The organism is Streptomyces sp. NPDC111507 (assembly GCF_055638955.1).
Genome location: NZ_JBVKBU010000006.1, coordinates 241,198 through 262,760 on the forward strand (window position 1 = coordinate 241,198; position 21,563 = coordinate 262,760).

Annotated in this window: 14 protein-coding genes; 5 read left to right on the forward strand and 9 right to left on the reverse strand. The window is 73.1% G+C overall.

What is annotated here, in order from left to right:
- Positions 1-135: 135 nt before the first annotated feature.
- Together ACZ7M2_RS25345 and ACZ7M2_RS25350 are read right to left on the reverse strand one after the other, a co-directional pair.
- Positions 136-1,059, reverse strand: coding sequence for a sirohydrochlorin chelatase (locus tag ACZ7M2_RS25345; RefSeq protein WP_095856132.1), 924 nt, complete (start codon positions 1,057-1,059; stop codon positions 136-138).
- Positions 1,060-1,226: 167 nt separating this feature from the next.
- Positions 1,227-2,273 carry an N-acetylglucosamine kinase gene (locus ACZ7M2_RS25350; RefSeq protein ID WP_471597190.1) on the reverse strand — a complete coding sequence of 349 codons (1,047 nt, stop codon included), beginning with the start codon at positions 2,271-2,273 and terminating at the stop codon, positions 1,227-1,229.
- A 201-nt stretch (positions 2,274-2,474) separates the two neighbouring features.
- On the opposite strand from ACZ7M2_RS25350, the gene ACZ7M2_RS25355 reads away from it, so the two are divergent.
- From ACZ7M2_RS25355 to ACZ7M2_RS25365, 3 genes are all read left to right on the forward strand, one after another.
- On the forward strand, positions 2,475-3,152 hold the full coding sequence (locus ACZ7M2_RS25355; RefSeq protein WP_054228853.1) for a uracil-DNA glycosylase: 678 nt from the start codon (positions 2,475-2,477) through the stop codon (positions 3,150-3,152).
- Positions 3,153-3,568: 416 nt separating this feature from the next.
- Positions 3,569-3,865 carry a zinc-ribbon domain-containing protein gene (locus ACZ7M2_RS25360; RefSeq protein ID WP_352050851.1) on the forward strand — a complete coding sequence of 99 codons (297 nt, stop codon included), beginning with the start codon at positions 3,569-3,571 and terminating at the stop codon, positions 3,863-3,865.
- Positions 3,866-4,055: 190 nt separating this feature from the next.
- On the forward strand, positions 4,056-4,961 hold the full coding sequence (locus ACZ7M2_RS25365) for an NAD(+)/NADH kinase (protein ID WP_471597191.1): 906 nt from the start codon (positions 4,056-4,058) through the stop codon (positions 4,959-4,961).
- Positions 4,962-5,291: 330 nt separating this feature from the next.
- Here the strand turns inward: ACZ7M2_RS25365 and nhaA are convergent, their stop codons facing one another.
- Positions 5,292-7,169, reverse strand: coding sequence for a Na+/H+ antiporter NhaA (nhaA, locus tag ACZ7M2_RS25370; RefSeq protein ID WP_471597464.1), 1,878 nt, complete (start codon positions 7,167-7,169; stop codon positions 5,292-5,294).
- A gap of 91 nt (positions 7,170-7,260) precedes the next feature.
- The gene (locus tag ACZ7M2_RS25375; RefSeq protein ID WP_471597192.1) at positions 7,261-8,148 is read right to left on the reverse strand and encodes an alpha/beta fold hydrolase; all 888 of its coding nucleotides are present in this window, start codon (positions 8,146-8,148) and stop codon (positions 7,261-7,263) included.
- A 174-nt stretch (positions 8,149-8,322) separates the two neighbouring features.
- Between ACZ7M2_RS25375 and ACZ7M2_RS25380 the strand changes: the two genes are divergently transcribed.
- On the forward strand, positions 8,323-10,362 hold the full coding sequence (locus ACZ7M2_RS25380; RefSeq protein WP_471597465.1) for an AfsR/SARP family transcriptional regulator: 2,040 nt from the start codon (positions 8,323-8,325) through the stop codon (positions 10,360-10,362).
- On the opposite strand, the gene ACZ7M2_RS25385 is transcribed toward ACZ7M2_RS25380, so the two are convergent.
- Both ACZ7M2_RS25385 and ACZ7M2_RS25390 read right to left on the reverse strand, forming a co-directional pair.
- A complete protein-coding gene (locus ACZ7M2_RS25385; protein WP_471597193.1) occupies positions 10,319-12,805 on the reverse strand; it encodes a SpoIIE family protein phosphatase in 2,487 nt (828 codons plus the stop codon). The genes ACZ7M2_RS25380 and ACZ7M2_RS25385 overlap by 44 nt on opposite strands.
- A 161-nt stretch (positions 12,806-12,966) precedes the next feature.
- Positions 12,967-14,052 carry a WD40/YVTN/BNR-like repeat-containing protein gene (locus ACZ7M2_RS25390; protein WP_471597194.1) on the reverse strand — a complete coding sequence of 362 codons (1,086 nt, stop codon included), beginning with the start codon at positions 14,050-14,052 and terminating at the stop codon, positions 12,967-12,969.
- Positions 14,053-14,322: 270 nt separating this feature from the next.
- On the opposite strand from ACZ7M2_RS25390, the gene ACZ7M2_RS25395 reads away from it, so the two are divergent.
- Positions 14,323-14,910 (forward strand): Rv1733c family protein, encoded by a 588-nt coding sequence (locus ACZ7M2_RS25395; protein WP_471597195.1) that lies wholly within the window; start codon positions 14,323-14,325, stop codon positions 14,908-14,910.
- Between the two features lie 120 nt (positions 14,911-15,030).
- On the opposite strand, the gene ACZ7M2_RS25400 is transcribed toward ACZ7M2_RS25395, so the two are convergent.
- From ACZ7M2_RS25400 to ACZ7M2_RS25410, 3 genes are read right to left on the reverse strand one after another with little or no spacing between them, the layout of a single operon-like run.
- Positions 15,031-16,779 carry a hypothetical protein gene (locus ACZ7M2_RS25400; RefSeq protein ID WP_471597196.1) on the reverse strand — a complete coding sequence of 583 codons (1,749 nt, stop codon included), beginning with the start codon at positions 16,777-16,779 and terminating at the stop codon, positions 15,031-15,033.
- Entirely contained in the window at positions 16,776-20,369 is a 3,594-nt protein-coding gene (locus tag ACZ7M2_RS25405; protein WP_471597197.1) for a vWA domain-containing protein, read from the reverse strand. Before ACZ7M2_RS25405 ends, ACZ7M2_RS25400 begins: the two co-directional genes overlap by 4 nt.
- Positions 20,356-21,519: an ATP-binding protein gene (locus ACZ7M2_RS25410; protein ID WP_471597466.1), complete on the reverse strand. Its 1,164-nt coding sequence runs from the start codon at positions 21,517-21,519 to the stop codon at positions 20,356-20,358. Before ACZ7M2_RS25410 ends, ACZ7M2_RS25405 begins: the two co-directional genes overlap by 14 nt.
- Positions 21,520-21,563 lie beyond the last annotated feature (44 nt).

Genomic DNA, 21,563 nt, shown 5'->3' on the forward strand with positions numbered 1-21,563 from the left:
CCCGGCGGTGGCCCGCTGCCGAGGCGCGAGTTGCCGACGTATGAGCCGCCGACGTACGAGAGAGCCGACGAGAGAAGGGCCCGCTCCGGTGAGAGGAGCGGGCCCTTCGACGTGCGAGGGGTGGTGCCTGGGCGGTCAGCGGACCGGCGCGCCCTGCGGCTGCTGGGGGGCGATGCCCAGCGCCGTCGTGTACTTGGCCAGCGCGAGCTTGCCGATCGCCGGGTACGGGCCGAGCGCCTCGGCGGCGGAGCAGCCCGCCTCCTTGGCGGCCGCGTCCAGCAGACCGGCGTCGATCTCCGGTCCGATCAGGTACGGAGCCAGGGCGAGCTGCTGAGAGCCCGAGCCGCGCAGCTGCTCGGCGGTGGCCGCGATCGCGCCCTCCTCGTCCAGCGCCGCCGCCATGACCGGCACGGCGAGCCGCGCGGCGAGCAGCATGCCGGTGATCCCGGCCGCCTGTACGGCCTCTTCGCCGCCCACGGAGGCGAGGATGATGCCGTCGGCGGCCGTGGCCACGGTGAACAGCCGGGCACGGTCGGCGCGCGCCAGACCCGCCTCGGACAGACGTACGTGCAGCGCCTCGGCGAGCAGCGGGTGGGGGCCGAGAACGTCGGTCAGGTCGGCCGCGATCCGGCTCTCCATGACGGCCTGGCGGACCCGGCGCAGCAACGCGTTGTCCGGGCCGGCGAGCAGCGGCACCACGACGGCGACGGGGCCGTCGGGCTCGGTCACGTCCGCACCGGCGGCACGCGCCTGCTCATAGCGGGCGGTGCGCTCCTCGGCGGCACGCGTGAGCACGGACTGCAGCGTGGGGAACTCGGCGTCGTCCCCGTCGAGGTACCCGATCCGGGCGTCGAGGCCGGGCAGCTCGGAGCGCGCGATGCTCACGACCTCCTCGGCGAGGCTGCGCGTGGCCGCGCTGGAGGTGCCCGGCACCGCGAGGACGAGCGCGGGCGCGCCCTCGGGAGCCGCCAGCGGCTCGGGTCGGCGGTGCCGCCCGGGCTGGCGAGGCCGCGGCATTCGTACTGGCAGGCCGGACGCGGGCCCAGTGGGGGAGCTCATGGCGACGCATGTTACTGGTTTCTTGGGCTCCCCTGTTCGGGGAGGGTGCAGGTGAGCGGTATCCGTCCCCTTTTGTCTGATGAGTTACGCGAGGATCAGAAATGATCAGTGTGGCTGGACTCTCCGGTGCGGTGGTGCTCCTGTGACGACCGACGCGGGAGCCGACTTCACTTGTCCGACAGGGTGGATGAACCCCCCTTTCGGGGGACGGATGGCAAGTTCGTGCCCTTTTCGGTCATCACGTAGAGCATGTGTACGTCGCGGGGGAGCGTAAGCCGGTCGCCCGCCAGGTCGACGGCGATACGTACGGCGCCGTCCAGCGGGGTGCCCGCGGCAGGTACCTGCCGGGCGTGCGGCAACCGCTCCGTCAACTCCGCGCGCAGCGGTACGAGGAGGGGGTCGCCCATCTTGAACAGCCCCCCGGTGAGAGCGACCCGGTCCTCCCCGGTGTCCGGGCAGACGGCGGCCGCGGAGTCGGCCAGGTGCCGGGCGGCGGCGCGCAGCACGTCGCGCGCGACGGGGTCGCCGACGGCGGACGCGGCGCACGCGGCCACCTCGGGCGCGAAGGAGGCGAGTACGGCGGGCCGGTCGGTGCGTGGATACAGCTTGCCCGGCAACCCGGCCACCGGCCCGAACATCTCCTCGGCCCGCGCCAGTAACCGCGTCGACCCGCCTGGGCGCCCGTCGAAGGCCCGCAAGGCCGCCTCGAGCCCGGCGCGGCCGATCCACGCCCCGCCGCCGCAGTCGCCGAGCAGATGGCCCCAGCCGTCCGCCCTGCGCCAGCTGCCCAGATCGGTGCCGACCGCGATCATGCCGGTGCCCGCGGCGATCACCGCGCCCGGCCGGGAGCCGAGCGCGCCCACGTACGCGGTCACCGCGTCAGCGGCCAACGCGAGCCGCCGCACGCCGAGTTCGCGCTCCAGCGCGGAGGGCAGCTCGGCGCGCAGCGCGTCGCCGAGGGTGGCGAGACCCGCCGCTCCGACGGCGACGGCCCCGAGTTCCTCCGTCCCGTTGGCCGCCATCAACTCCCGTGCCATCGGAAGCAGTTGCTCCAGCAGATGTGCGGCGTCGATGCCGCGCGAGCCGGTGCGGACCGGCTCCTTGGAGGTCAGCGGAACGCCCACGACATGCCCGCGCACGGCCAGCGCCGCCCGCAGCCCCGAGCCACCCGAGTCCACCGCCAGCACACCGGCCGACGCGTAGGAGGGACGCAACAGGCTCCCCTCCTCTCTGTTGACCGGCCGCCGGTCGATCGGTTGGGTGATCGGCTGGACCGGCTCGATGATCTCGGCGCGGAGGAAGACTAGCGCCGAGAGGCGGGTCCGCGCGCGGGGCTCGTCCGGATGAATCCGTAGGAATGCGTCAGGTGAATCCGTAGGAATGTGTCACGGCGTGTGCCAGTAGAGTGGCACGTCGTGGCACCACGACCCTTGCATGAACTCATCGAAGCAGGCTGGGCGAAGGCTCTGGAACCTGCGGCCGAACGCATCGCCGCCATGGGGGACTTCCTCCGGGCCGAGATCGCGGCGGGCCGGACCTATCTCCCGGCCGGGGCGAATGTCCTACGGGCCTTCCAGCAGCCTTTCGACGACGTCCGCGTGTTGATCGTCGGCCAGGATCCCTACCCCACGCCGGGGATGGCCATCGGGCTGAGTTTCGCCGTGTCGCCCGAGGTGCGTTCACTGCCGGGCAGCCTGGAGAACATCTTCCGGGAACTACACACGGACCTGGGGCTGCCGAGGCCCTCCAACGGCGATCTGACGCCCTGGACCGAGCAGGGGGTGCTGCTGCTCAACAGGGCGCTGACGACGGCGCCCCGCAAGCCCGCGGCGCACCGGGGCAAGGGCTGGGAAGAGGTCACGGAGCAGGCGATCCGGGCGCTCGTCGCGCGGGAGAAGCCGCTGGTGTCGATCCTGTGGGGGCGGGACGCCCGCAATCTGCGGCCGCTGCTCGGGGATCTCCCGGCGATCGAGTCCGCGCACCCCTCACCGATGTCGGCCGATCGCGGCTTCTTCGGCTCGCGTCCGTTCAGCCGGGCCAACGAGCTGTTGGAGAGGCAGGGCGTCCAGCCGGTGGACTGGCGCCTGCCGTAGAGCGGTCACCGGATCTCGTGCCACCCGCGCGGGTTCCGGGGCTCACGGCGACGATCCGCCCCGCGGTCACGAACACCGTCCGCGGGGCGGGTGAGCGCCTCGCCGTCGGGGCAGGCGCTGGGCCAACTGGCGTGCCCGGCCGACGACTTCGCGTGGGGCGCGCTGGCCACCGTGTACTCGGAGCCCCTGGCCGATGACCGGGTGCCTCGAGGAACTGGTCGCGGGATGGCGCCGGTTGGGGGCGCGATCGCCACGGAGCTCCCCGACGGCCTGGCCGGGCCGGCGGCCGAGGCGGTCCACGTTTTCGGGCGGCATCGTGCAACCCCGCCATCGCCGAACGCGTCGACGTGCACGAGACTGTGCTCCGCGACTGCGTTCCGCAGCTCGTCCGCACCGACCCGGGAGGGACCAACAGTATGATCATTTTTGGCACCAGGGGATACCTGTACCAGCTCGCGATACTGACGCTGGTGTGTGGCAGTTGCGGCAATCCCTCGGCGCACACGCTCCGCAAGCGTGTCACGAAGTTCACGCTGTTCTTCGTGCCGCTGTTCCCGATCTCGTCGAAGTACGCGACGCAGTGCACCTTCTGCGGCGTGGAGCAGAAGGCGACCAAGGAGCAGGCGGAGCAGCTGCAGGCGCAGGCCGCGAGCGCGCACGCCGCCCAGCAGTACGGCCAGCCGCAGCAGCCCCAGCAGCCGTACCAGGCCTGAGCCGGGGGCGGGGGCCGGCGCGGTGGTTCGTCGACGGCGCCGCGCTCCCCGTGGACGGCGCCGGTCCGCCGCCGCCCCCTTCCGTGCGAGTCGTCCAGGCCTCATTCCGTGCCACATCGGTCGGAAATGTCCCTTGTCGGGCAATGATGGACTACTTAGACATGGCTTCTCGACGGAAGGGAACCCTCTCATGGGTCTGATCGGATCGATCGGCCTGATCCTGCATCCCCGGCGCAATCCGGGACCGGTCATCGAGTCGGTCGTGCAGTGGGCCCGCAAGAACGATGCCGAGGTGTTGGGGCTGCCGGACGAGGTGGGCCGTATCGACTGCAGCGCCGTGGCCGTACCGGGTGAGGACCTCGTCGCCCGGGCCGACCTGGTCGTCAGTCTCGGCGGGGACGGGACCATGCTCCGTTCCATGAGGCTGCTGTCCGGAAGCGCCACTCCGGTGCTCGGTGTCAACCTGGGCCGGCTGGGCTTCCTCGCGGAGATCGATGTCGACGAGCTCCAGTCGGCGCTGGACCGGATCGACAGCGGCCAGTTCACCACCGAGGCCCGGATGGCCGTACGAACGCGCCTCCCGGACGGGCGCGAGGTCCGTGCGTTCAACGACATCGCCCTCGTACGGGTACCCGGCAGCGGCATGGCCGCCATCGCGATCCGGCTCCAGGGCGAGGAGTTCATCCGCTACGCCGCCGACGCCGTGGTGGTCTCCACCTCGACCGGATCCACGGCGTACAGCTTCGCCGCGGGCGGCCCGATCCTCTCGCCCCGGGTGGAAGCCATCCTGGTCGTTCCCGCCAGTGCGCACTCGTCGTTCGACCGGGCGCTCGCCCTGCCCGCGGACGAGGACGTCACCCTGGAACTGCTCCCCACGACCGGGCGACTGGCGGTCGAGGTCGACGGCGAGGTGCTCGGCTACCTCGACGCGGGCGACCGGGTCACCGTGTCAGCATGCCCCGCGGCTGCTCAGGTCGTACGCCTGGGCGGCACGACGTTCTACCAGCGAGCACGCAGAAAACTCGGCATCAAAGGAAGTATCGAAGCGGGCGCGCGAAGCTCCCAGGACCCCGCTGACCCCTCGACGGGGCCCTGAAGAGCGGGCCGAGGAACGCGTCATGAGCGGCACAGCGGCCGGCCCGGCGGAGGCGGCCCCGGGGTTCGTACGGTTTTCGTCACCTGCACCGACGGTGCGCAGGGCGACGGAGCGGGCAGCGGCAAGCCCGGGCACCGCGACCCGACTCGGGGGACGACATCGATCCGCGCGCGTTCAGCAGGACGGAGGGCGAACCGGTCGTCCGGCGGATTTCCCGGTGAGGAGGGCGGTCGGCACCCGCGGAGCCTGCCGAAGCCGTACTGCGAGAGCGACCTGTTCGAGGGCGTCCGCGAGACGCCCTGAGGCGTACGGCCTCGCCCTGACCGGGGCTCAGTCCTGCCGGCCGACCCCTTGAAGCGCCGCCCGTTGCCGCGCGGCGCGCACCGCCGCCGACAGCGAGGCGATGTCGTAGGCGCCGTGGTGGCGGCGGCCGTTGACGAAGAACGTCGGGGTGCCCGAGACACCGCTGAGGTCGGCGGACTCCACGTCCGCCGCGACCCGGGCCGTCCCCGTGCCTTCGCGGAGATCCTTGTGGAAGCGTTCGGTGTCGAGGCCGATCTCCTCGGCGTAGCGGAGCAGGTCCTTCGGCCGCAGGTCACCCTGGTGCTGCATCAGCAGATCGTGCATCTCCCAGTACCCGTCCTGGTGGGCCGCGGCCTCGGCGGCCTCCGCGGCGAACTGGGCGTTCGGATGGACGTCGGTCAGCGGCAGATGCCGCCACACGTAGCGCACGTCGCCGAAGTCGGCGAGCAGCTCGCGGACCACGGGCTCGGCCAGGCCGCAGTACGAGCACTCGAAGTCCCCGTACTCGACGAGCGTCACGGGCGCCTCCAGGGGGCCGCGTACGTGGTCGCGGTCCACGTCCACGGGGTCGCTGAGGTCGACGATGGTGGTGCCCGTACCGAGGAGGGCCCGGATACGGGAACGCTTGGGAAGGGCGCCGATCACCGAGGTGACCAGCCAGGTGAGGAGGAACGCGCCCACCACGGCGGCGAGGATGCCGACCTTCGCCTCCGCCAGCCGGGCCCCGTCGAAGGCGAGCGTCGCGATGAGCAGGGACACGGTGAACCCCACTCCCGCCAGGGTGCCGCCCGCGGTGACGGCGCCCCAGCCGACCGACGGGTGCAGCCGCCCGCGGCTGGCGCGTGTCGTGAGCCAGGTGGCGCCGATGATGCCGAGCGGCTTGCCGAGCACGTAGCCGAGGAGGATGCCGAGGGCGATCGGTGACGTGAAGGCATGGGCCAACTGGTCGGCGCTGATGGTGATGCCGGCGTTGGCGAGGGCGAACAGCGGCACGATCACATAGCTCGTCCAGGGGTGGAACATCCGTGTGAGCCGGTCGTTGGGCGAGAGCGTCGAGGCGATCCCGCGCCGTACGGAGCGCTCCAGTTCCGGCGTCGGCTGCTCGCGGAAGCGCCGGAAGAGACGGCTGGCTCGTTCCAGGTCGACGCGCTCGGCGGGGTAGGCGTAGGTGAGCAGGCCCATCGCGAGCCCGGTCACGACCGGGTCCACCCCCGACTTGAGCAGCGCGACCCATACTGCCGCGCCCAGCACCGTGTACAGGGCGGGAATCCGCATGCCGAGGGTGCGCCGCACCAGCACGACGGCAGCGAAGAGGCCGAGCGCCGTCAGCAGCGCGGGCAGGGCCAGGGCGCCGCTGTAGGCGACGGCGATCACGGCCAGCGCCAGGAAGTCGTCCACGACGGAGACGGTGAGGATGAAGACGCGGAGACTGTTGGGCAGCCGTGCCCCGAAGAGGGCGAGCATGCCCAGGGCGAAGGCCGTGTCCGTCGACATGGCGGCGCCCCAGCCGTGCAGGGAGTCGTGGCCGGCGTTGAGAGCGAGGTAGATCGCGATCGGCACGACCATGCCGCTGAGCCCGGCGAGCAGCGGCAGCGTGACCCTTCTGCGCTCCCGCAACTCGCCCAGGTCGAACTCCCGGCGCGCCTCGAGTCCCACGACGAAGAAGAACAGCGTCATCAGCCCGCTGTTCACCCACTCCCGCAGGTCCAGGGAGACTCCGCCCGCCCCGAGGCGGACCGACAGCTCGGTGCTCCAGACGGCCTCGTACGTGCCCGGCCCCAGGTTGGCCCAGGCGAGGGCCGCGAGCGTGGCGGCCAGCAGAACCGCGGCACTGCCGGTCTCTGTCTGCAGGAAGGAGCGCAGCGGACCGCGCCCGCCTTTGCCGCACACGGTCTGCCCCGACATGGGCGAGGTCTCAGCTGGCACAGTCACCCCCTGATTCTCGCCCCGCGCGTGGTCCGGCACGCGACGAAACGGTGTCGGGGAGGAGATCCGCTCAGTGGTCGGCGACGAGGTCCCTGATGGCCTTGACGACGTCGGCGGGGGCCTCCTCGGCCATGAAGTGACCGCAGGAGACGGTCGTGTGCCGCAGGTCGGGTGCCCAGGCGCGCCACCGCGCGGCGGCGTCGAAGCCGAGGGCCGCGCCCCAGTCCTGCTGGAGAACGGCCACGGGCATCCGCAGCCGGTTCCCGGCAGCACGGTCGGCCCGGTCGTGCTCGACGTCGATGCCGGCCGAGGCGCGGTAGTCGGCGACGATGGAGGGGACGGCCGCGCGGGAAGCCGCCAGGTAGGCGGCGCGGATCTCGTCCGGGATCGCGCTCGGGTCCCGCGTCCAGATGTCGAGGAAATGACCGAAGAAGACGTCCGCGGCGGCGTGGATCATCCGCTCGGGCAGACCCGGCGGCTGGGCCATCAGATAGAGGTGGAAGCCGACGGCCGCGCCGGTGCCGTGCATCACGTCCCACATGTCCAGCGTGGGCAGCACGTCGAGCGAGACGAGATGGGTGATCGCCTCGGGGTGGTCCAGGCCTGCGCGGATGGCGACCAGCGCGCCCCGGTCGTGTCCCGCCAGGGCGAAACGCTCGTGGCCCAGGGCGCGGGCGAGCGAGACGACGTCGGCGGCCATGGTGCGCTTGGCGTACGCGTTCCCGTCGGCGCCGGTGTCGACGGGCTTGTCGCTGGCACCGTAGCCCCGCAGGTCGGGACAGATGACGGTGTGGTCGGCCGCGAGGTCGGCGGCCACGTGCCGCCACATCAGGTGGGTCTGCGGGAAACCGTGCAGCAGCACGATCGGACTGCCCGATCCGGCGACGGCGACGTGGAGCGCGACCTGGTCGGCGACGGGGACGCGCCGGTAGTCGAAGCCGGGGATGGTCGGTGCCATGGCTCGCCCTTTCTGGAAGGCGGAAGCGGAAGGTGACGGACACGACGAGCCTGCCGGGCGCGAATCAGCAGGTGATCAGCACGTGACCGGTCAGGTGATCGGCACGTGATCAGTACGGGACCAGCACGTCGTCGGCGCAGTACCGTGGCGAGGGTGTCGGGAGAGGCGAGAAGGGTGCGGGTCGCGTTCGGCGTGCTCGGACCGACCGTGGCCGAGAGCGACGGCCGCGCGCTCGCGCTGAAGGGACCGAGGCACCGGGCCGTGCTGGCGCGGCTGGTGGTGGCCCGCCGCAGGGTCGTCCCTGTCACCCACCTGGTCGGCGACCTGTGGACGGATCCCCCGCCCGGCGCCGTGGGCGCCGTACAGACCTTCGTCGCCGCGCTGCGACGCGTCCTGGAGCCGGACCGTCCGTCCCGGGCCCCCGCCCGGCTGCTGGTCACGGACGGCCCCGGGTACGCGCTGCGCCCGGAGCCGGACGCCGTGGACGCCTGGTGCTTCGAGACGGCCGTCGGCGCCGCCGCGCGACTGCCGGCCACGCAGGCGCTGCCGCGGCTGGAAGAGGCGCTGGCACTGTGGCGCGGGCCCGCCTACGCCGAGTTCGAGGGGGAGGACTGGGCCCGGGGCGAGCGCTCCCGCCTCGCCGAGCTGCGGCTCCAGGCGGTGGAGCAGCGGGCCCGGACACAGCTGGACCTCGGCCTGGCCGCCGAGGCGGTGCCCGACCTGGACGCACACCTCGCCGCTCACCCCTGGCGCGAGGACGCATGGCGGCTGCTCGCGCTGGCGCTGTACCGGCAGGACCGTCAAGGCGATGCGCTGGGCGTGCTGCGCAGAGCCCGGGCGGTCCTGGCCGACCAGCTGGGGGTGGACCCCGGGCCCCGGCTGCGCCACCTGGAGGCGGACATCCTCGCCCAGGATCCGGGGTTGGACCCTCCGGCCGGGCCGACGGCGACCGCGGCCCGCCTGTGGACACGGACGGCGGCAGCCTACGACCGTACGGTCGCCGCCGGTGCCCGGGCCCGGCTGGAGACGACGGTGAGCCTGATCCGCAACCTCGCGGTCACCGGGGGCGGTGGGCTCGCGGCTGCCAGGCAGCACCGTATGGAGGCCGTCGCGGCGGCGGAGGAGTTCGGCGACCCGGACCTGACCGCCCGGGTGATCGGCGCCTACGACGTCCCCGCGATCTGGACCCGCAGCGACGATCCGGAACTGGCCCGACGGATCGTCGAGGCCGCCGAGCGCGCCCTCACCGCTTCGCCGGGCGACGCGCACGAGGCCGCGCGGTGCCGCCTGCTGGCCACGATCGCCCTGGAGACGCGCGGCAGCCGAGCACCACGCGGCCCCCAGGCCGCCCGCGAGGCGGAGGAGATCGCCCGTCGTCTCGACGATCCCGCGCTGCTGGCGTTCGCGCTGAACGGCGCGTTCATGCAGTCCTTCACCCGCGCGGGCCTGGCCCCACGGCGTGACGAGATCGGCGCGGAGCTGGTCGAACTGGCCGCCCGGCACGACCTGGTGACCTATGAGGTACTCGGTCACCTCATCCGGCTCCAGGCACGCGGCGCGCTGGCCGACTTCGCCGCGGCCGACCGCCATGCCGCCGCCGTGGACCGGCTGGCCGAGCGCCACGAGCTGCCGCTCGCGGGCGTCTTCACCCAGTGGTACCGGGCGTTGCGGCTGGCCGCGTCCGGGCAACCGGCGGAGGCCGAGACCGCCTACCGGGATGCCGCCGCACGGCTGGACGGCGCCGGGATGCCGGGCCTGGAACGTGGGCTTCTCCCGTTCGCCCTGCTGTGCCTGCGGGTGCGACACAGGAGGACGTGGTCCGACACCGGTCCAGGGGGTACCGATTCGGGGGGTAGCGGTCCAGGGCCGGTCGAGATCGACCTGGGGGAGGACTGGGGCCCGTACCGCCCTTGGGCCGCGCCCTTCGCCTTGCTGGCAACCGGACGCCGGGCCGAGGCACGGGCGGCACTGCGCGCGCTCCCGGAGCCGCCACGCGACCTGATGTACGAGGCGTGCTGCTGCCTGGAGGCCGTGGTCGCACGGGAGGTCGGTGACCGGGACGTCCTGGAGCGGGCCCGCACCCGCCTGCTGCCGGCCGCCGGGGAACTCGCCGGCGCGGGCAGCGGCCTGATCACCCTCGGCCCCGTCGAGGACCACCTCGCCGACATCATCACCGCGCTGCGGACACCGACGAGTCCAGTTCCGCCCAGATGATCTTTCCCTCGTGTGTGTACCGGGTGCCCCAGCGGTGCGCGAGCTGGGCGACGAGGAAGAGGCCGCGTCCCCCCTCGTCGGTGGTCCGGGCGTGCCGCAGCCGCGGGGAGCTGTTGCTGGTGTCGGTGACCTCGCAGATCAGACGGGATGCGCGCAGCAACCGCAGTCGCACGGGGCCCGGAGCGTAGCGCACCGCGTTGGTGACCAGCTCGCTGACGACGAGTTCGGTCTCCATGGCCAGCTCATCCAGTCCCCATGCACGGAGTTGGCGGGTGGCGAGGGCGCGAGCCCCGGCCACGGCGGCGGGATCAGAGGCCACGTCCCACGAGGCGACGTGGTCGGCGCTGAACGCGTGCGTGCGCGCCACGAGGAACGCGACATCGTCGGACTGCGGCGTGGAGGTCAGGGCCCGCACGTTGGCGCAGAGCGACTCGAGCGGGAGATCGCAAGGACACAGGGCGTCCCCGAGGTGGGCCATTCCGACGTCGACGTCCTGCTCGCCGCCTTCGATGAGGCCGTCGGTGTAGAGGCCGATCAGGCTGTTCTCGGCGAGTTCGATGTCGACCGCCTCGAACGGGAGTCCACCCAGCCCCAGCGGCGGACCGGCCGGCAGTTCCGGGAAGCTGACCCGGCCCTCCGGAGTCACGAGGATGGGCGGCGGATGGCCGGCCCGGGCGAGCGTGCAGTTCCGTGTGACCGGGTCGTAGATGGCGTACAGGCAGGTGGCACCCATCACCGTGGTCCGGATCAGGTCGGCCGACGCGTCATGGGACTCCTCCTCGCTGAGGCGGAGCACCAGGTCGTCGAGGTGGGCCAGGAGCTCGTCGGGCGGCAGATCCATGTCGGCGAGCGTCTGCACCGCGGTACGCAGCCGGCCCATGGTGGCGGCCGCACTCAGACCGTGGCCGACCACATCGCCCACGACGAGGCCGACCCGGGCTCCGGACAACGGGATGACATCGAACCAGTCCCCGCCCACACCGTCCTTGGCGTCCGCGGGCAGATACATGGAGGCCGCGTCCACGGCCATGCCGCCCTCCAGCGTATGGGGCAGCAGGCTGCGCTGGAGCGTCAGCGTGGCGTGGTGCTCCCGTGTGTAGCGGCGGGCGTTGTCGACGCAGACGGCCGCTCGTGCGACCAGTTCCCGAGCGAGCAGTACGTCGTCCGAGGTGAAGGGAGCCGGGTTCTGCGAGCGGACGAAGGTGGTGAGGCCGAGGATGGTGTCCCGGGCCCGCATCGGCACGGAGATGAGTGAGTGGAGTCCGAACTCGCGCATGCTCGAGGTCCTGGACGGCTGTTCGACGACCCATTCAGGGTTGTCGGGGTTCAGCACCGGTATGAGGACGGGCTCGCCGTTCACGAGGAGGTCGAGATGGTGCGGGGGAGGGATGAAGTCCACTGGATCGCCGACCTGGGCGACCGCTTCCGGACAACCCTCCCGGACGGAACTCATGCCCGCCCGACGCATCACCGGCCCCGTCACCGCCGGACCCGCGTCGGACAGCCAGCTTCCGCGCCCCTCGGTGCCCTCGGTGCTGAAGACCGGCTCCAGCAGATCCACGATGGCGAAGTCGGCGAACCGGCCCACGGCGAAATCGGCCAGCTCCTGGGCCGTCGCCATGACGTCCAGGGTGCTGCCCACACAGGCGCCGGCTTCATTGACCATGGAGATCAGTTGGCGGGCGTTCCACCGGTCGGTGACGTCGAGAACCATGTAGCAGATGCCCGTGACGGCGCCCTCGACGTCGACCAGGGGGAAGAACGACGTGGAGTAGGCGTGCTGCCGATGCGGGTCGGCCCAGCTCCAGCCCAGGTACTCGAAGTCGCTGACCGGCTCGCCGGTCCGCAGTACCTTGCGCATCACGCCCTCGATGGTCTCCCCCTCCAGGCCCGGGAGCACGTCGCTCAGGCGTCGGCCCAGACGCTGCTCACGGGGTATGCCGCCGATGCTCTCCAGGGTGTTGTTGAGCCAGATGCAGTGCAGGTCCATGTCCACGATGGCCATTCCCACGGGCGAACGGGTCAGGAACCCGTCCAGCACCGACTGCCCCACGGCCCAGCGCCTGATGCGCTCCCGTGCCGAGACGAGAAAACACTCGTCGTCGCCGACCTGGAACGACGCGGAGACGCGCAGATTCACTTCGACACGACGGCCGTCGCGATGCGACAGCGTGGCCACTCCGCTCCAGGGCTGGCCCCCACGGCAGCGTTCCATGATCGCCGCTACGCGGCCGGGGTCTTCGGGCACGGCGAGCAGACGGCCGACAGAGCCTCCGACGATCTCGTGGGCCGAGCGGCCGAGGAGTTCTTCCGCGCTTCTGGTCCAGCCGATCACCGCGCCGGCCAGGGTGACGATCGCCGCCGCGTCCGAGGCTGTTTCTTCCGTACCGATAGAGGGCTCTGTGCCGGGACCTTTGCCTGGTTCCGGAGTCGCAGGCGTCACGTCTTCACCGCCATCCCCATGCTTCCATGCTCGCGCCTCCCGCATCGGCGCGCCAGCGGCGCAAGGGACCGCTCCACGCGGTGAATTCGCTACCGGTCGGGTCGGCACCACCACGGCGGGTGACCGACGCCGGATGTCGTCCCAGGGGCGGCTCCCGGGCCTCAGCCGACGACCGCGGCGCGTACGCACAGCACGTCCGGCAGATGCGAGGCCAGTTGCCGCCAGCTGTCCCCGTCGTCCGCCGACGCGTACACCTCGCCGTTGCGATTGCCGAAGTACACACCCGCCGGATCCGCGCCGTCCGTGCAGAGCGCGTCGCGCAGCACCGTGCCGTAGTGGTCCTCCGTGGGCAGCCCCGCGGTCAGCGGATCCCAGGTCCTGCCGGCGTCCTGCGTGCGGAAGACACGACAGCGCCGGTCGGCCGGGACGCGGTCCGCGTCCGCGTTGATCGGGAAGACGTACGCCGTGTCGCCACGGTGCGGATGCGCGGCCACCGCGAACCCGAAGGTGGACGGCAGGTCCGCGCCGATGTCGGTCCACTCGCCGCCCGCGTCGTCGCTGCGGTACACACCCCAGTGGTTCTGGAGGTAGAGCCGGTCCGGGGTCGACGCGTCCTGTGCGATCTTGTGTACGCACTGACCGAACTCCGGGTTCGGATCCGGCAGGAACACCGCGGAGACACCGGAGTTGGACGGCTCCCAGCTCGCCCCGCCGTCGTGCGTACGGAACACCCCCGCCGTGGAGACGGCGACCGTGACGGCCTCTGGGTCGCGCTGGTCGGTGAGGACGGTGTGCAGCCCCTCGCCACCGCCGCCCGGCACCCACTGCGACCGGGTGGGGTGCTCCCACAGGGCCCGGACCAGATCGAAGGACTCGCCTCTGTCCTCGGAGCGGTACAGCGCGGCCGGCTCCGTGCCCGCGTACACCACGTCCGGCTCGGCCGCCGCCGGGTGCAACTGCCACACCCGCTCCAGCGAAGCCCCGGTGTCCTTGGGGAACTTGACGGCCGGCTGCGCCGGTTCGGTCCAAGTCCGCCCCAGGTCGTCGGAGTGGAAGACGGACGGACCCCAGTGCGCGCTGTCCCCTCCGGCCAGCAGCCGTGGTGTCTCGCCGCGGGTGTCGATCGCGACCGAGTACACGGCCTGCGCGTTGAAGTACGGACTGTCATCGAACTCCCAGGCGGCGCCGCGCCGCCGTCCGATGAACAGCCCTTTGCGTGTACCGACGGTGAGCAGTACTTCGGCCATGTCGATCACCTCCGCGACGACGTCGTCTCAGACATCGGCCAGTCTGCACCCCGGCGCTGACAGTCTCCCCTGTGCGCCGAATATGCGCAGGTCAGCCGAGTGGCGTCGGTCATCGGCGACGTCTCGTCCCGGCCGACGCGCCCACCGGTGGGGGATGGCCGGAATTCTGGAACGCACGGGTCGTGGGACTCGTTGTGAGCATCAGAGGGACCGATCCCGTATGGGAGGGCGATGTGGCATGTCCGTGCGGTCGTGAGGAGGATGCCATCGATGGCGGCATTCCGTGGTCCGAAGGCTCCGAAGGTGTGGCTGTGGCGATGGCGGCGCAATCCGCTGCGGCGTCGCAGTGACGCGCTGGAGGCCTGGATCGTGCTCGTCGCCTGGGCGCTCACCGCGCTCGGCGGGGTGCTCACCGGTCTGCTGGCGACGCAGTCCGTGGAGAGCGGCCTTGCCAGGCAGCGGGCCGAGTGGCACTCCGTTCTGGCGTTGCTCAACGCCGACGTGCCGAAGTCGACCGCGTCGGCGAACGACGCCGACATGGTCTGGGCGAAGGTCCACTGGACCGCGGCGGACGGCTCGCCGCACGCAGGCCAGGCCCGGGTGTCCGTCGGCAGCCCCGCGGGCACCCCGGTGGCGGTATGGACGGACGCCCACGGCCGCCTCGTCACCAAGCCCCCCACACCCTCCCAGGCCCAACTGCGTGCCGCGCTGGTGGGCGTTCTGGTGGGGGTGAGTGTCGCGGGTGTGCCGTTCATCGGCGGACGACTGGTACGCGGACGAATGGAACGGCGGCGCATGGCGCAGTGGGACGAGGACTGGCAACGGGTCGGCCCCCTGTGGGGGCGGAAGACGGGCTGAGGGGAGCGGGGCTTGGGTGTGGAGCGAGGGTGGGGGGGAGGGGGAGGGTTACGGGGCCGGGGCGCCGGACGCTTGCCCTTCGCCGCCCCCACCCCACCCCGCCCCGCAGGACCCCCGCGGTCAGCCCGGAAGGTGGTCCTCCTCCGGTGCCCACGCGGCCGTGAGGAGGGATGCCGTGGCGGCCGAGGCGTATGTGGACGACGCGAGCCAGGCGCGGGCGTACGCCTCCGGGTCGGCCGGCCGCAGTCGGCCCAGCGCGTCATGGCGCCGGTCCGAAGCGGTGTCCACCAGCGCCCGCGCGCACGTGGCCCCCGTGGTCAGACCCACCGCGGCGAGCCGACGGGGGAGTTCGCCGTCGGCCACGGTGGCGGTGACGGCGCGGCCGCCCGCGACTGCGCGGTCCACGGCCCGCCGCAGCAGGTCGAGTTCCGTGGGAAGCGCGGGCGCCGGGGCGGAAGGGACGACGGCCTTTCCGGTCCCGGGGAGGTGGGCGCGGTGGAGGCGGCGCAGGCCGAGGTCCGCGCGGATCGGGTCGCCGTCCGTGTCCTGCCAGGCCGCGGCGAGCGCGCGTACACCGCTCGGCCGGTCCGCCGCGAGCCGCGCGACGAGGCGCAGGGACAGACCGTGGGCCCCCGCCAGAAGCCGGAGGTTCTCGACGTAGGGGAGTTCGGGACGCTCGTCCGGCGCCAGGAGGCGCACCGTGGGACCACGGTCCACGGCGAACCCCCCGCCGGTGATCGTCCCGGTGAGAAAGAGCAGGTCACCACCCGCGTCCCGTTCGTCAGCGGGCTCGGCCGACCACCGCAGCGCGGCGGCCACCTGGTCGGCCGGGGAACGCCGCCAGAGCGTGTCGAGCGGCTCCTCGTGCCAACGGGCCCCCGACGCCCGTACGGAACGGACCGCACCGCCACCACCGATCCGCCCGTCCGGCGAGACGGTCGGGTCGGTGAGGATCGCCCCGCCGTGATCGCCCAGTTCCCGCAGGGTGAGGGCGCTGCCGCCGGGGACCGCGGAGCCCGCGGCCTGCCGGGCACGGTCGGCGTCGCCCGGCGCCACGTCGGACAGCGAGCGGAGCCGGCCGTCCTGCGCGAGGGCGTACGTGACCGCCCCGGCGTACCCCGAAGCGGTCACCACCGGCTCGGTGAACAGACCGTGCAGCCGCAGCGAACCGTTCGCCGTATAGGCGCGACGTGCGGTGCCGATCAGATCCGGGTCCGGCGCGCGGTGCAGCCCGACGGCGACCGTCAGCAACTCCGCCAGCTCCGAGGCCAGTTCGGGCAGCCGGAACGCGGGGTCCCCGGTGCCCGCCTCGGAGAGCCGCCGCGCCACCCGGAGCGCCGCGGCCGCGGCGCGGTGGAGTCCGGCGACGCGCGCCGAGTGGGCGGCATGGAGGAGCGTGGCGCGGTGCACGGCACCGGAGCCCGTCACTCCGGCTGCCAGTACGGCGGTCGCGGCCTCCCGGAGGGCGTGCACCGCCGCGGACTGTGGGGGAGTGAGGTCGAGGGTTCCGGCCTCCGGAGGGACGGGGGTGGAGTCGCCGGAGTCCGACGGCACGACAGCCGTGGCTGCCGGTCCGTCCGTCTCCTCCGCCAGCGGTGCCAGCGTCAGGACCGCCGCGCGATGCAGACACGCCGGCGCGAGCAGACAGTTGCACACGGCATCCCCGGCGGACGTCACCACCCCGGCCGTGGTGGTGAGCGTGACCGTCGTCGCGTCGTCGACCCGCACCACGACCGTCGCGTCCGTCACGGCGACGGGCCAGTCGGCCGCCTTGGCCGCGGCCGAGTCGGCACGTTTGCGCAGACGCGTCGGGAGCGACTCCAGCGCGGCGGCAGCCACTTCGGCCGTCACCGGGGGAAGCGTGGTCATCGGTGTGTACCTCCCATGCGTTCGCCCACCCAGCGGGCCAGTTCCAGCGGGCTGAGGGCCGCCACCGGCATGCCCGCGGCCACCAACTGTCCCGCCACTCCGGCCGAGTAGCGCGGTCGGCCCGCGTCGTCCAGTGAGGCGCAGCCGAGGACATGGCAGCCCGAGTCGACGAGCGCCCGCACCTCGGACAGCAGTGGGCCCACCGGACCCCCCTCCTCGAAGTCGCTGATCAGGACGACCAGCGTGCGGGAGGGAACCGTCATCAGTGAGCGCGCGTGCCGCAGGCCCCGGGCGATGCTCGTCCCGCCGCCGACCCGCACCTCGAGGAGCAGCCCGAGGGGATCGTCCACCTGGTCGGTGAGATCCACGACCTCCGTCGAGAACGCCACGAAGTGCGTGCTCAGTGCTGGGACGCCGGCGACCACGGACGCGGTGAGCGCCGCCCAGATCGTCGACGCCTCCATGGACCCGGACACATCGACGACCAGCACGAGCCGCCAGTCCGCCGCCTTGCGGGCCCGGGTACGGAAGACCGGCCGTTCGGGCAGTACCGTCACCGCTCCCGTCGCCGGATCGCGGCGCGCCGTCGCGAGGTTCGCGCGCACGGTGCGGGCGAGATCCAGCGGGCCGCCCGGTCTGCGGGTGGGCCGCGGATGCGCGAGACCGGCGAGGGCGGGCCGCACTCTGTGGGCGAGGGCGTCCGTGAGCTCCTTGACCAGCCGGGCCACCAGGGGCCGAAGCCGCGCCAGTTGCTGCTCGGGCATGCCTCCCGCGTACGAGAGGACCGTCCGCAGGAGCTCGACCGAGGGGCGGGCCGAGGCGGGGTCGAGTTCCTGCAGGGCGTCGACGCGTCCGGCGTCGGCCGCCGCTGCCAGCACCTCTTCCCGTACCCCGGGTCCGAAGAGCGCCGCGAGCTCCTCGGACCAGCTCCGCACATCCGGGAACGACACCTCGCTCCCGCCGCCGGCACCCTCATCGCCGGGCTCTCCGACCCCCTCGCCGCGCCCGCTCCCGTACAACTCGTCGAGTGCGCGCGCGATCCGGCCGGCCCGCCCCGTCAACTGCCGCGCCCTGCCCAGCAGGAGCCGCCAGCGATCTCCGGGGCCGAGACTGTTGGGCACGGCGGGACTGTTGGGTACGGCGCGACTGCCGGGTACGGCAGGACTGTTGGGCATGCCGGGGCGGTCATGCGGGGGCTGATGCGAGGTCGGTGTCGGGTCCGTGCCCAGGGGGTCCAGGCCCGCCGTCGCCAACGCCGTCCGCCCCGCCAGGTCCGCCGCCGCCATCCGGGCCAGGAACCCCGGCTCCGCCACCGTGTCCGGCAACTCGCCCACCGCGTGGCCGGTGCGGTCCTCCACCGCGGCGAGCATCCGGGACCGGGCCGCCGGCGCCAGGACGTCGAAGCCGGCGCGCAGGGCCGGCAGGCGGTCGAGGAAGGCCCGGTCGGTGAGGGACTCGACGCGCTCCAGGAGCGGGTCCACGGCCTCGCCCGTCTCGAGCAGCGGACCGGCGGCGAGCAGTGTGCCGCGCAGGAACGCGGCGAGGCCGGAACGGAGTTCGGGAGTCACGGCACCGTCGACACGGGAGGCCAGCCGGGTGCCGAACGCCGTCGCCTCCCGCAGCCCCAGCAGGACCCGGGCGGCTCCCGCGGCGCCGCGGATCAGCGGCGTACCGTCCTCCTCCAGGCGGCCGAGGGCGTCCGCGAGCCGGAGTCCGCCGCCCGCGCCGTCGACCCGGGTGGCGAGGTCCACCAGAGCGCGGGCGTCGGCGGTATCGGTGGAGCCGGTCAGCCCGTCGAGGGCGCGGACACCGGCGGCGCCCAGCTCCTCGTACGCGGCCTCGATCCGCTCCTTCTCCCAAGGGGCGGGCAGCCCCGGCACATGCCCGGCGCCGATCCGGCTCAACAGGTCGAGCCCGCCCAGGAGTTCGGGCAGGGTGCCGGACGCGGGCAGCAGTTCGGCGACTTCCGTGAGGCGCTCCGAGGCGAGCCCCGGGAGGGCGCAGTGGGCCGCGTCCTTGAGCCCGGCGAGCACCTGGGCCGCGGTCGGACCGCCGTCGCGCCGCTCCGCCGCCCGTCGCCGCGCCAGTACGCCGTCGGCCGCCTGTTCCAACGTCACTCCGTGAACGCCGGTCACATCCAGCATCGCCGCGGTCGAGGGCGTCCAGGTCACCGTCCACCGTGTGGTGAGCGCGGCGCCGTCGCCGACCCGCGCGACGCCGGTCTCCTCGCCGTAGGGAACACGGCAGACCGCCATCCTGCGCAGACAGATCTCGCGCCGGCGGTCGAGTTCGGAGCGCAGCGCGTCGAGCCGCAGCTCACGGCGGGCGGGAGTGGTGGGGGAGGGCAGGGAGAGTTCCTCGAGGAGGCCCTCGACCGCCGGGCCGAGGCCGGAGCGTGGCGTGCCGGGAGCGAGTCGCCCCTGCCGGTCACCGACGAGCACCCGCTCCATGGCCGCGGCCACCACCCGTCCCCGACCCAGCAACTGTCCCTGCGTGAGTACCGTCTGCACCGCCTCGACCAGCTCGCCGCGGCCCGCGGCGGGCAACCCGCGCAGCGTGGCCACATCCCGCGCCACCCGCACCACCTCCCGGGCGTCGGCGGGGCCGCTGGGATGTCCCGCCTCGCGGACGGCGGCGCAGATCCGCACGGCCGTCGCCGTCAGCAACTCATCCAGCAGCCCCGGCTCCCCGGCCGCCCGGAACACCCCCCGCTGCCACTCCGGATCACGGATGCCGGCCGGATACCCGGACCGCTCGTCGAGCAGCGGGTACGAGTAGGGCACGAGGGAGGTGATGACCGAGGGGACAGCCTCCGCGGATCCGGCACCCGAACCCACCGGCCGGGCACCCGAACCCACCGGCCTGACGTCCGAACCCACCGGGCCGGAACCAGCCCGCAGCAGGGCGGGCGCGTGAAACGCCCCGATCACCGCTGCCGTACGCCGCCCCGCGTACTCGGCCAGTCGTCCCCGCATATTGGCCTCGCGCCGCAGGTCGTACGGGTCCACGGCGTCCTCTCCTGTGTCCGCCCGCAGCGCCCAGCCGACGAGCAGCGCGGCGCGCCGCAACTCCTCCGCCCCGGCGCCCGGTGCGCCCGACTCCACCAGTCGCGTCCACAGGTCGTCCTCCGTCCGGCCCCCGGCGCGCGCTCGCAGGGCGGCCGCCAACCGCCCACGCCCGCCACCCGCTCGGCCCGCACCTGGCTCCTCCGCGTCCCGCGCGGCCAGGGGCAGGTCGAACGGCACGACCGGCACCCCTGCCTCCCTCGCCCAGCGAATCGCCGCGAGCTCCGGGGAGAACTCGGCGAAGGGCAGAAAGACCACCCCGCCGTGCTCCCGGCTCCCCGCCAGCGCCACCGGTGGCACCGTCGCCGGATCCCCCAGGTATTCCAGCCACGGCGCGAACTCCTCCGGAAGCTCGATGAGGAGCACCTCCGGCGCCGCCGCCGACAGCATCCCCGGCATGGCCGCCGCGAGCGCCGGTGAATGGTGTCGCACGCCGATCAGGAACGGTTCCCGACACCCGGCCAGCGCCTCCAGAGCCACCTCGGGCGACGCCGCCGAGCCGGGCGCTGCCTCACACGAGGTCATCGCGCAGCTCCCACAGCGTCCGCCACAGCGCGGCGCCCTGCTCCGCGCGCCGCCGCACCGGACCGTCCCAGTAGCCCAGCAGTCGTGCGTGATCGGCCGGGTCGTCCTTGCGCACCGTGCCGAGCAGATGGCCGGGCAGGGTGCGCACGACATCCCTGCCGTCCCCGAGATACGCGGCGCCCAGGCCCATGGACGTGGCGACCTGCACCGCCTCCGCCGTCGACATCACCGTGGTGGGCCGCTCGACCTCCCAGCCCTCCGCGCTGCGGCCCGAGCGCAGATCCCGGAAGGCCGTGACCAGGGCCTCCAGCACCGCGTCGTCGACGGAGAAACGGGCACCCGAGCGGGCGAGCGCCGCCGTGGCCTGGCCTCGGACCAGCTCCGTCTCCGCGTCGAGGTCGTCGATCGGTCCGACGGTCTCGAAGTTGAAGCGGCGCTTGAGGGCTGCGGACATCTCGGAGACACCGCGGTCACGGAGGTTGGCCGTCGCGATCAGAGTGAACCCCGGCACGGCGTGCACCGTGCCGTCCCCGCCCGGGCCACCGGCCAACTCCGGTACGGCGATGCGCCGTTCGGACAGCAGGGACACCAGGGCGTCCTGCACCTCGGGCAGACAGCGTGTGACCTCCTCGATCCGGGCGACGGCTCCCCGGGTCATCGCCGTGAGCACGGGTGAGGGGACCATGGCCGCTCGGCTCGGCCCCGTGGCGAGCAGCATCGCGTAGTTCCAGCCGTATCTGAGCTGGTCCTCCGTGGTGCCCGCGGTGCCTTGCACGGTGAGCGCGCTGGTGCCGCACACGGCGGCGGCCAGCAGCTCGGAGAGCATCGACTTGGCGGTGCCGGGCTCGCCGACCAGCAGGAGTCCCCGCTCGCCCGCGAGCGTCACCACGCACCGCTCGACGAGTCCCCGGTCGCCCACGAACTTCCGTGACACGACGAGCCGTCGCCCGTCCGCGCCGCTCAGCGTCTCGCCGTCCGAACCGCACACGAACGTCACCACGGCGCGCGGGGTCAGGTGCCAGCCCGGCGGTCGCGGCCCCTCGTCGTACGCCGCGAGAAACGTCAGCTCCTCGGCGTGACGGTCCTCGGGCAGGTCGATCTGCCGCGCGCCGGTCACGTTCGACACGCCTGACACGTCCGTTACGCCCATCGTCTCCGTCGCATCCGTCCTCGCCGTCGCACCCTCTGCCGTCA